Origin of the sequence: Xenophilus azovorans DSM 13620 (assembly GCF_000745855.1) — a bacterium.
In the GTDB taxonomy this organism is placed as follows: domain Bacteria; phylum Pseudomonadota; class Gammaproteobacteria; order Burkholderiales; family Burkholderiaceae_C; genus Xenophilus; species Xenophilus azovorans.
Window position 1 is genome coordinate 1 of record NZ_KN050770.1, and the last position, 9,790, is coordinate 9,790.

Genomic DNA, 9,790 nt, shown 5'->3' on the forward strand with positions numbered 1-9,790 from the left:
GCGATCCCGCATGAGGAAGTTCGAGAAAACTACTGGTTCGTCTTCTACGCGGAGCGCATGGACATGATGTGGATCATGACCTCCGAGGAGTTCAAGACCCTCTCCGTGCGGAACAAGTCCGGCAAGAACATCGGCAAACACAGCATCTGGTTCAACGGGAAGAAGAAGAACAAGGCGACGGGACAGATTGATGAGCATTGCCGTCCTCGGTGGCTCAAGTTCGTCGCTAGCGATTTCAGCCGCATCACTGCCGATGCACGAGAACTGCGGGCTCGAGCGCAGGCGATTGCCACCTGAGCGCGCAGCAGCGTGCTGCGACAAAGGTCTTGCGCGATGGCCGTCGAACCCTTTGTCCAGGCCATCGAGCGCAGCGAGGTTGCCGTCGTCACTGCCGCGCCGGGCGAATCGAGCAGAAGGCAGGTACGATGGAGCGCAACATGCTCGACATCATCAAGATGGAAGCCGAGATCACGAAGCTGGCCGCCGAGACGGCCAAGCTCAACCGCGAGGGCCGCTGGTATCCGGTGGCCGTCGCCTCGGCGCTGATGGGCGCAGGCGCAGCGCTGATGGGTGCCTTCCTGGCGCTGTCCAAGCTCATCGTCGGCTGACGGCGCGCCCCACCAAACGGCCCTGCGGGGCCGTTCTCATTTCCTCGGCACGACTCCCTACACCTCGCCCACCACCGACGACCTGCGGCGCCTTAAGGACGCGCTGGGCTTCACCGGCGAACAGATGGCCGAGCTTGCCAGCGTGGCCGACAACTCGCAGTGGCGCAAGTACACCGGCGGTGCCACGCCGCGCCGCATCAGCCCGCACATGCTGTTCTTCATCGCCGCGCGCTTGGAATTGAGCGCGGACGACCTACTGCGCATCGGCCAGCGCATGCAGGCGATCGGGGCCGACCTCGACCCATCCAAACTGCAATTCGCCAGGAGCACGTCGTGAGCCGCAGTAGACGCAAGACCCCCATCTTCGGCATCGCCCAAGCCTGCAGCGAGAAGCAGGACAAGGCGATTTGGCACCGCCGCCTTCGCGCGGCCGAGCGCACCATCCTGGCCTCCGCCGCCCCGGCCGAACTGGACGGGCACATCGGCACACACATGCGCGAGGTCAGCAACCCGTGGACCATGGCGAAGGACGGCCGGCGCTACTGGCCGACGACGCGCCAGCGGGCCAGCGCCGAACGCTCCGCGACGCGGTGCGGCCAGTCACCGGCCGAACGTCAGTTGCTGCAGCAACGGATGTTGCACAAGATCATGGGGAAGTAGACCGCGCTGCCCTCGCGCTGAGCCCGCCATGTGCGGGCTTTTTTGTGGTCGGCGCGGCTGGAAAAACCAGCGCTTCCATTTCAATGTCGCCCTGGACACTGGAGGCACGTCGAGAGTCGTGAATCTCGGCGATGGCCCTCAAGCGTGCGGCCTGTGACGTGCCCAACAGGGCCTCGCCGGACCATCCTCCCGGCGGTTACGAGCGTCCCCGGCCGCACCCTTGAGGGCCATCCCTGGCGAAGCGTCTCCTCGACGAGTTCCTTGTCGTAACCGGAGGTCGCTTTGATCCAATCCATCCCTCGCGCCGTTGCGCGCTACCTGAAATCTCGGCCGCTGCTGCTGGCCTTCATGAGCATCGGCATCGCCGATCTCGTCGGCAAGGCGGCTGTGGCCGCGCTGAGCGTCTGAGGAGCGCGCCATGAGCAAACCCGCCCGCAAGCCCGCCCGTGCCCTGCCCGCCGCCGAACAGCGTCAGCGCTTCCCCCACGCGGCCAACGACCCGCACTACAGCAACGTCCGCAGCATGCGTGCCGCCCCAGCGCGCGACGCCAGCACCGATCTCATGAACGTGGCACCGCTGGCATTTGAGGGCACGCAGGTCCGCGCCCTCACCGATGAAGCTGGCGCGGCATGGTTCGTGGCAGTCGATGTGGCCCGCGTCCTCGGCTTCAAGCACACGCCGCACATGGTGCGCCTGCTTGACGACGACGAAGCTGATGTCCGCAAACTGGACATCAGGTCCGCAACGGGCACGGTTCAGTCACGTCGCGTCACCCTCATCACCGAGTCCGGCCTGTTTGCCGCCGTCCTGCGTAGTCGTCGCCCTGGCGCCCGGCGCTTCCGCCGCTGGGTTACGGGCGAAGTTCTGCCCTCCCTGCGCCGCGATGGCCTGTACATGATCGCCGGCCACGCTGCCGCGACCGGCCTGGAACTGTGGCGCATGCGCCTGGAGGTCGAGCGGCGCGAGGGCATCTCGAAGCAGTTCGCCTCCACGGGTGGGCGCTGGATGCGCGAGCATCAGGTCCGCACCCCAGGCTTCAAGGCATCGACGGCAGCACTCGACATGAAGCTCAACCCGATCCTCACCGGCCTGGGCATCCCGACCGTGCAGGAATTGCTAGGCCAGGACACCGAGGCCAAGAAGCCCCGCCGGGCCGCCAGGAAGCGGAAAGGCGGGCCGACCGCTCCACCCGCGCGCCGCGTCGCGTGAACGAGCTGCCCCGCACAATCTGCGGCCCAGGCCCGCCGCGTGCGGGCCTTGTCGTATCTGGCCGATGCTTGCCGATCGCCCGTCACGCCGGCCAGAATGCGTCCATGACCACGAAGCCGCCGCACCTCAATCCATCTGCCATGACAGATGAGCAACTGCGCGAGGAGATTGGCCGCTTGATGGCAGAAACGATCAAGCTGGCCGAAGGCGATCGCGGGTATTCCTGGCTGCCTTACGTCGCGATCCTGGCCGCGATGGCCGCCGGCACTGCGCTCGCCTTCATCGCTCGCTGATCTGACGCTCCCAAAAAAAGAACGCCCCAGGTGGTCCGGGGCGTTCCTGGCACTACTTCCAAGGGCGGATGGTCGAACCATGTCCGCATCGCGAGTGCCCAGCGTGGCGCCATTATGGCGCTCTCCCGTCCCTCTGCACTGGCACGAACTCGGGCGCCAAGCGCTTGCCCGCGCGCTCCTCCTCGATAGATGGCCTCTTGATCAGCAACATCTGGCCCTCGGGCGCAGCCTGAGCCATTGCGCACAAATGTTGCCGATCTTCGGGACGGATCGTCGCGATGCGTCGCAGGATCGTCCGTGTGGTAAAGACCCAACGGCAGGTCTCGCACTTGATGTGGACGGCGTTGTCATGGTCGCATGGGTAGTGCTGCGCGGCAGCGCCGCATAGCGGGCACGGCCTGTTCTGTTCAATGGTCACGAAGACGGTCCTCGGTGAATGAGTGGCAGCCAGTGTGTGCGCCGCATCGGTGCAAATTCAAGGGGGGTCGAGCCGATGGTCAGCGCGGTGACGTGTGCGACTACGGGGGGATTCCCGCCCGACGGATTTGCCCCTAGTGTTCGACTCGCGGCCTGAAGGTGTTCACCTCAGGCGCGCGATCTGCAACGCCAACAAGGAAAACAACAAATGGCACTCATCGCGATCATCGTCACCGCCCTGTTCGACTGCACCAGCCACCCTCTCAAGCTGCTGTGCGCCTTCCACCCGCGCCTGCATGTCCGCCTCCGGTTGACCATCAAAATTCGCGGACGACTGCGATAGCGACGGCGACGGACCTGGGGAGAGGGAACGACTCGTCCACCCCTGCCGACAGCGCTTCAGGGCAGCATGATCCTGCGGCGCCTCTTCGCGCCCGGCTTCTTTCGTGGTGTCGCTCAACCTGCACCGGAGGCACCTGAGCGAGTCGCAGCGTGCAGCCGTTGCCGCGAAGCTGGCAAACATTCAGGTGGGCCAGTTCGCCGGCAACCAGCATGTGCCCAGCGCAAATTTGCGCACCCCGCAAGTCTCGCAAGAGCAGGCCGCTGACCTCCTGAACGTATCACGCCGCAGCGTCCAGGCCGCTGCCAAGGTACTCCACCAGGGCGCCCCATCGCTCATCGAAGCGGTCAAGCGCGGCGAGGGCCGTCAGCATTGCAATCCCACATGCAGAATGAGCGCAGGAGCACTTTGCGATGCCTGATACCGAGCGCCCCCAGTGCGCGCCGAACGACTACTTCACTACCGACTTCGAGCCGCATCTGTCGCTGCCCGGATTCTTCCCCGGCGCTGGCGGCTTCTTTCACAGTCATGCCGGTGGCAGTAAGCGCATCCTGATCTTCGGCACGGACTTCGGGCCGCTGGAGTATCAGCAGAGCCTTGCCGCGATGGGCGGCGAGCCCGAATCAAACCGCACCATCGCCAACCTGAGAGGCATCCTGAACGATGCCGCGATCCCCTTACGGGACTGCTTTCTCACGAATTCCGTGCTCTGCTTGGGGAAGAGCAGGACTGATCTGCTGGGCCTCGCTCGATATTGGAAGCGCGATCCGGCCTACATCGAAGCCTGCGCAGAATGGCACCATGGATTCATTTCCCGCCACCGCCCCGATGCCGTGGTGTTCATGGGAACGCCGCCCCTCTTGACGTTTGGGCGTGCTCTGTTTCCTGCCCTCGCGGATCATTGGCGCGGTTACAAGTCGCTGAATGCCACCTACGCCGCCGGGCGCGAAACATTTCATCCTCCTGGTGGTCCACGGGTACTGCTCATCCCACACGCCTCCTTCTGGCATGTCAATGCGACCAAGTACCCCGAAGTCGCGAAACAGGCCGTTGAACACCTGCGGCGGCTTGCCCGTGGCAGGTACGGAGACGGCAACGGCCCCACAGGGCCGTCTTCGTGAGTAGCGGCACCGTCAGGCCGGTGAGATGCCACCGCTGGCGAGGTTCGCGATGCGCCGGTTGCGCACGTCCTGCGTGGTCCGGTCGTTGATAGACACCTGCACCGGCCCGCTGCCGCCCGAGGAGTTCAGCCTGTTCGGCACCTCGTCCGCCGGCGTCGGCGGGACCGTAGGCGGGGTGGCCGGCGGCACGTTGGCGGCCGGCACGCGGGGCACCGTAGACGCGGCCGTCTGCGTCCCATCCAGTTTCAGCAGCGCGGCCTTCTCTGCCGTGGCGCGCCTGAGCGTGCCGGCACGAACCTCGGCGCTCGACCGCGCGAACAGCGTCTCGTTGTTGCGAGCCTTGTAGTCCTGCACGGCGGCCACGATCTCGGCGCCGGTCATCTTGTTGGCGTCCTTGCCGGCCAGAGCCTTGCGGAACAGGCCAATGGCGCCGTCGTTCCTCTTGACGCTGCCGGCGCCGAACTGCACTGACGTGGACCAGAGGGCGTCCTGCACCGCCGCACCGTGGCCCGACAGGTCGATGCCGGCCGCCTTGAGGCCGGCCAGGGCCGGGTCGTAGTGCGTGCCCTTGATGAAGTCGTGCTGCGCGTCGCCGAAGGCCGGATCGTCCTTGGCGATCTCCTTCCACTTCGCATTGAACTCGGCCGTGCCCGGCGTCAGGCCCGCGAACTGCTTGCCGTAGCTGCTGGCCTGGAGGAACTTGTCCAGGGTGCCGGTCTTGCTGGCGAGCTGGTACGTGCCGTAGCTCGCGCCGCCGCGATCCCCCTTGCCGTTGGACACCGTGCCCACGCCGCGCCCGCCCGACTCGAAACGCTCCGAGGTCTTGCCCAGCACCCAGCCGGCCGCCGTTCCTGCCGCGCCGCCCGCACCACGCGCGACGCGCTGCAGTGCCGAGTCCGGCGCCGGCGCATCGGTCTCGCGGCCGCGCGCCGTGTCGTAGCCGGCCTTCGCCTGCGTGCCTACATCCTTCGCGCCGCGCACCACCTGCCCCACGTCCCGGCCGACGGCCTGGGCAGCGCTGGCGGGCTTTCCGTCGGGCTTGCCGGACTCGCCCTCGGTGTAGCCCCTCTTCATGTCGGCGGCCGCCTCCTTGAGCGCGTCCACGGCCTTGCCATAGGCGTCGCCGATGATCGGAATCTTGCGGATCGCCCCGTCCAGGCCGGCAAAGAACTCGCCGACCTTCTTGGGGATGTCGAGCAGCCCGTCGATGGCCTTCTTCACCGTGTCGGTGATCGTGGTCCACGTGTCGGAGACGGTCTTGACGATAGTGTCCACCGCGCCGCTGACGGCATTCCATGCGGAGTCGAACGCCTCGCCGATGGCGTCGAAGGCGTCGAACACCTTCTCCATGACGCCCGAGTCGGTGAGCCACTTGTTGATCTTCTCGCCGATCCACTGGCCCAGGTTCCAGGCGCCCCACACCGCCACCAGCGGCAGGAAGATGCGCGACAACACCGTCATGAGCAGGCTCGGCATCTTGGATAGCAGGCCGCCCACCCCGCCGAACATGCCGCCCAGCATCGTCTGCAGGATGCCCGGCCCGGCGGCCGCCGCCGGCTGGTCGCTGCGCTTGCCGAACACGGGCGAGGTCAGCGCCTTCCAGAACCGCTGATACCAGCGCTCCTTCTTTCGCTCGGCGGTGCGTCCGAACAGGCCGAACAGGCCGCGCCCGAGCGGCGCCACCACGTCGGCGATCTCCTTGCCGGCCGCGACGGTCGCGTCCACGTTCTCCATGCTGCCAGCCGCCGCGCCAATGGCTCCAGCCGCGCGCGAGAGACGGCCGGCCGCGTCCTTGAGCATGCCGCCGCTGGCATTCTTCCCGCCATCGTCGCCCTTGCCCTCGCCGCGCTGGAAGCGCCCGTTCGCGCCACGGGGCTGCACCACCACCGTGGGGCGAACCTCCGTGCGCGCTTGGGGGCGAGATGCGGCAACAGTGGTCGGCGAAGTGCGCGCGCCGCCGCGTCCCACCGGCGTCACCACCTGGCCGACGCCACCCAGGCCAGTCGATGGCGTGGCCGACGGCGCCGAACGCGAAGACCGCTTGACCACGGCCGGCACGGTGCGGCCTGCTCGGCCAGCCACCCCCATAGCACGCGCGATGGCTGCAACGTCGGAGCGCACGCCCCGCCAAATGTTGAGGCTCTGGTGCTGCGCGGCCAGCATCTCGCGCGAGGTGTCCACCAGTTCGCCGACGAGGAAGCCCCGGTCGTCCGATTTGAAGAGTGCCATGTCGCCTTACCCCTTCCGGCGGGTGATTTGCATCAGGCCCGCCACGCGGCCATCGGGGCCGTAGAAGCGCCGTGTCGGAGCGATGGCCTTGCCGGGGTGCAGCAGGCCATCGAGCCGATCGCGCATGCCGTCGAGGATCGCGGCAGGATGGCGCGGCGTCTCCTGCGGCGTGGGAGCCGGAGCCCTTTGCGGCTGGACGCGGCGCACCGGCTTGCGCCCCTCGGGGTCGGGAAGGAGCATGAGGCTCCAGTCGTCGGTGTCGTGTTTCATCGCTGAACTCGCGTGGTGCTCCAGTCGTTCGCGTCGATGGCCGTGAGCGTGGCGATCTGCATTTGCATCTGCGCCTGCACCAGTGAGCCATCGGAGCCGCGAGGGCCGGACAGGGGATAGGGAATGGACTCGATGACCAGCGGCATCAGCAGCCGGTTGGCGAAGCTCATGCCGATGATCTGAGGGGTCTTGCTGGCGAACAGAGAGGGCTCGCCGCGCGCGGACGACGCCAGGATGCCGTCGGGCGCGATTTCTTGCGGCACCGCCCAGCGGATCAACTGGTCGATGGGCTTCTCCACCTCCTCGGCCGCGTTGTCGTAGGCGCGGAAGTGCGCCGTGAGGTTGATCTTCATGGGCGGCATGCCGTTGAACACCTGCATGCTGTTGAGCTTGGTGAGGTTCGAGCGGCCCGCTAGCGAGGCGACGCGCCCATTGACCTGATCCAGGCTTTCGATGGTCGGGAACTGCTTCTGGATCGCCTGCAGTACCGACGTGAGCGCACCCGTCTGCAGCATGGCCGAGAGGGTCGAGAACTTCTGATCCGGGCCGATGTTCTCGAATGCGGACTGCCAGTTGGCTGTGATCTCGGCGGTTGCTTCGGTGATGGGCGCGATGACCACCGGGCCATCGGGATCGCGCACCCAGGTGCTGGACCTCTTGTCCTCGGAGTCCTCGCGCCTGACCGCGAAGAAGTGCGCGAGCAGATGCGGAGACAGCCCGTCCCACTTCGACGTAAGCGCCGGCTGCGCGCCGTTGAGCGCAGCGCCGGTCACGCTGCACCCTCGACGGCATCCACCACGCGGGCCAGGGCGCCGGCCAGTTCCGCATTGCGCTCGGCGAGGCGTTGCAGCACGGGCATGTTCAGGTCGCCGTCCAGGGCCAGCCGCAGAGCCGTTGCCTCGTCAGGATCGAAAGCAATCTCGCCCTTGCCCATGCTGTTCATGAGGTGCAAGACCACGCTTTGCAGCGCGGCGAGAGCCTGCTGGCGCGCATCGGATTGCCCGGCGGCCTCCTCGTCCTCGGCGAACACCTGCACGAGCAGCGCACGGCCAGGATGCAGCCGGATCGCGTCGAGCGCTGGCAGGCGGAACGCCTCGGGGCCGTAGTCGGGCGCGGCAGGGTCGTTGAGGTCGGCGTGGGCGATGTAGATCAGGTACACCAGCGCCACGCCGGGCGCAGCCTCGACGGTCACGTATCGCCCCGTGGTGAGCGCCTGCGGGTCTTCGGCCTCCACCAGCAGCGCAGTGGCCTCCGGGTGCTCGGGGTCGATGGCGCCCAGCTCCTGCGCCAGGGGGCGCGCGTCGTCGTCGATGATCTTGAAGCGCACCGGGCCGAGAGACACCACCTCGGGCGCTGCAGCATCGGCCGCCTCGAAGTATTCGGGTTCGTCGGGGAAGGGCTGGCCGGCGGCGCCCAGCGCCATCTTCGCCAGGACTTCTCCCGCGAGGACTTGCGCCTCCGGAGAGATGGCTGGGTCGTTCATCAGGTGTTCGGTTTGGTTCACAGGGTTCCTCGGAAGTTGAAGATCATTGGCGCGCCTGCTGCGCGGCCAGGGCGGCCAGGGCGCGGGCGATGGCACGGCTGTTCGGATCGGTCTTGCTGGCGAATGTCGCGAGGGCCACCGCGATGTCCTGCTGGCTGGCCTTCGGTGCGAGCGTGGCGCGGCGCTGATGCGGTTGCACGCGGATCGTGCGGGCGCGCTTCGGCAGCATGCCCTCGGCTTCCTGCTGGCTGACGGTGAACACCTTCGGCCGGGCCTTGCCAGGCGCGTCGATGCGCAGGCGGTCGGCCTCGACCATGCTGGCGATGCGCTGCCGGATGCCGCCGGACTGTTGGAGGTCCGTCATCACGCGCACGAGGTGCTTGCAGCAGGCGCCGGCCAGCATCGGGTTCTTCAGCTTGGGATACCCGTGCTCCACCCGGCCCGCCACCCAGCCGCCAGCGGAGGCGACGTATCGCAAGAAGAATCTGAAGTGTTCACAGTCGCACTCGAACTTCAAGGGCGACTCCTTGACCAGCCACATGGCGGCGCCGAGCGGCTTGCCGGGGCGCGCGAGCGCGGCGGAATACTGGACGAACTCGACCGTGACGTGGTGCCGGTTCATCCGCGACTGCGGGCCGGAGTCCGTCACGAGCTGCAGCTTGCCGGCCTGCAGGCGGGCGACCATGCTGTAGCGGATTTCCGCACGGGCGCGCTGCACATCCGCAGGTCGGGACAGGCCCAGCGCCTCGGCGGCCGTGATGCCCTGCTGGGCCTTCTTGCCCAGGTCGGCGACAGCCTTGCGGAAGGCGGCAAGGTCTTGCGGTGTGATTGGCCGCACCTGGCCGCCCAGCGTCGTCGTGAGCATGCGCGCAGCGCTGTATTTGCCCGCCACCTCCGTCGGGGCGAGGATGGTGCGGGCCTGCCGGCGCGATTCCAGCTCCTGCAGGCGGCGGCGGTTGGCCGCCTGGATGGCGTTGCCGACGCGCGGGAGATCAGCCACGGCCCACCCCCACCAGCAGCTTCGCGGTGCGATACGCCACCTCCAGCGCCTCATCGAACGCGTACAGGCGGTCCCGCAGGAAGCGGTTGTGCGCGCGCATGATGTCGCGGCGGCCGCCCTTGTAGGCGTTAGCGCGCGACACGGCTTTTCCCTCGGGGG

Annotated in this window: 15 protein-coding genes; 10 read left to right on the plus strand and 5 right to left on the minus strand. The window is 67.4% G+C overall.

The annotated features are described in order from the left end of the window. The 10 genes from Q392_RS33595 to Q392_RS31070 all read left to right on the plus strand — a co-directional run. Positions 1-297, plus strand: a 297-nt coding sequence (locus Q392_RS33595) for a hypothetical protein (protein ID WP_211260340.1), incomplete at its 5' end; no start/stop codon positions are given. A 140-nt stretch (positions 298-437) separates the two neighbouring features. Beyond that, a complete protein-coding gene (locus Q392_RS31045; protein ID WP_245610874.1) occupies positions 438-608 on the plus strand; it encodes a hypothetical protein in 171 nt (56 codons plus the stop codon). A gap of 124 nt (positions 609-732) precedes the next feature. Continuing rightward, complete coding sequence (locus Q392_RS31050; protein WP_342665648.1) at positions 733-945, plus strand: hypothetical protein; 213 nt, start codon at positions 733-735, stop codon at positions 943-945. Next, positions 942-1,268: a hypothetical protein gene (locus Q392_RS31055; RefSeq protein ID WP_038218618.1), complete on the plus strand. Its 327-nt coding sequence runs from the start codon at positions 942-944 to the stop codon at positions 1,266-1,268. The genes Q392_RS31050 and Q392_RS31055 overlap by 4 nt, the downstream gene beginning before the upstream one ends. A gap of 282 nt (positions 1,269-1,550) precedes the next feature. Continuing rightward, the gene (locus Q392_RS34105) at positions 1,551-1,676 is read left to right on the plus strand and encodes a hypothetical protein (protein WP_281173486.1); all 126 of its coding nucleotides are present in this window, start codon (positions 1,551-1,553) and stop codon (positions 1,674-1,676) included. Between the two features lie 10 nt (positions 1,677-1,686). Continuing rightward, complete coding sequence (locus Q392_RS31620; protein WP_051954140.1) at positions 1,687-2,478, plus strand: BRO-N domain-containing protein; 792 nt, start codon at positions 1,687-1,689, stop codon at positions 2,476-2,478. 104 nt (positions 2,479-2,582) lie between these two features. Then, entirely contained in the window at positions 2,583-2,771 is a 189-nt protein-coding gene (locus Q392_RS31065; RefSeq protein ID WP_038218620.1) for a hypothetical protein, read from the plus strand. A 625-nt stretch (positions 2,772-3,396) separates the two neighbouring features. Continuing rightward, positions 3,397-3,531, plus strand: coding sequence for a hypothetical protein (locus Q392_RS34110; protein WP_281173487.1), 135 nt, complete (start codon positions 3,397-3,399; stop codon positions 3,529-3,531). A gap of 103 nt (positions 3,532-3,634) precedes the next feature. Beyond that, positions 3,635-3,949 (plus strand): hypothetical protein, encoded by a 315-nt coding sequence (locus Q392_RS33315; protein ID WP_157008463.1) that lies wholly within the window; start codon positions 3,635-3,637, stop codon positions 3,947-3,949. Further along, positions 3,942-4,649: a uracil-DNA glycosylase family protein gene (locus Q392_RS31070; protein ID WP_038218623.1), complete on the plus strand. Its 708-nt coding sequence runs from the start codon at positions 3,942-3,944 to the stop codon at positions 4,647-4,649. Before Q392_RS33315 ends, Q392_RS31070 begins: the two co-directional genes overlap by 8 nt. A gap of 12 nt (positions 4,650-4,661) precedes the next feature. Here Q392_RS31070 and Q392_RS31625 read toward each other — a convergent pair whose 3' ends face one another. The 5 genes from Q392_RS31625 to Q392_RS31095 are packed head-to-tail and all read right to left on the minus strand — an operon-like array spanning position 4,662 to position 9,631. Continuing rightward, positions 4,662-6,878: a VgrG-related protein gene (locus Q392_RS31625; protein ID WP_051954141.1), complete on the minus strand. Its 2,217-nt coding sequence runs from the start codon at positions 6,876-6,878 to the stop codon at positions 4,662-4,664. Positions 6,879-6,884: 6 nt separating this feature from the next. Beyond that, entirely contained in the window at positions 6,885-7,148 is a 264-nt protein-coding gene (locus tag Q392_RS31080; RefSeq protein WP_038218625.1) for a hypothetical protein, read from the minus strand. Beyond that, positions 7,145-7,921, minus strand: coding sequence for a hypothetical protein (locus tag Q392_RS31085; protein ID WP_038218626.1), 777 nt, complete (start codon positions 7,919-7,921; stop codon positions 7,145-7,147). Before Q392_RS31085 ends, Q392_RS31080 begins: the two co-directional genes overlap by 4 nt. Beyond that, positions 7,918-8,631 (minus strand): hypothetical protein, encoded by a 714-nt coding sequence (locus Q392_RS31090; protein WP_157008465.1) that lies wholly within the window; start codon positions 8,629-8,631, stop codon positions 7,918-7,920. The genes Q392_RS31085 and Q392_RS31090 overlap by 4 nt, the downstream gene beginning before the upstream one ends. Positions 8,632-8,674: 43 nt before the next feature. After that, complete coding sequence (locus Q392_RS31095; protein WP_038218630.1) at positions 8,675-9,631, minus strand: hypothetical protein; 957 nt, start codon at positions 9,629-9,631, stop codon at positions 8,675-8,677. Between the last annotated feature and the right edge of the window lie 159 nt (positions 9,632-9,790).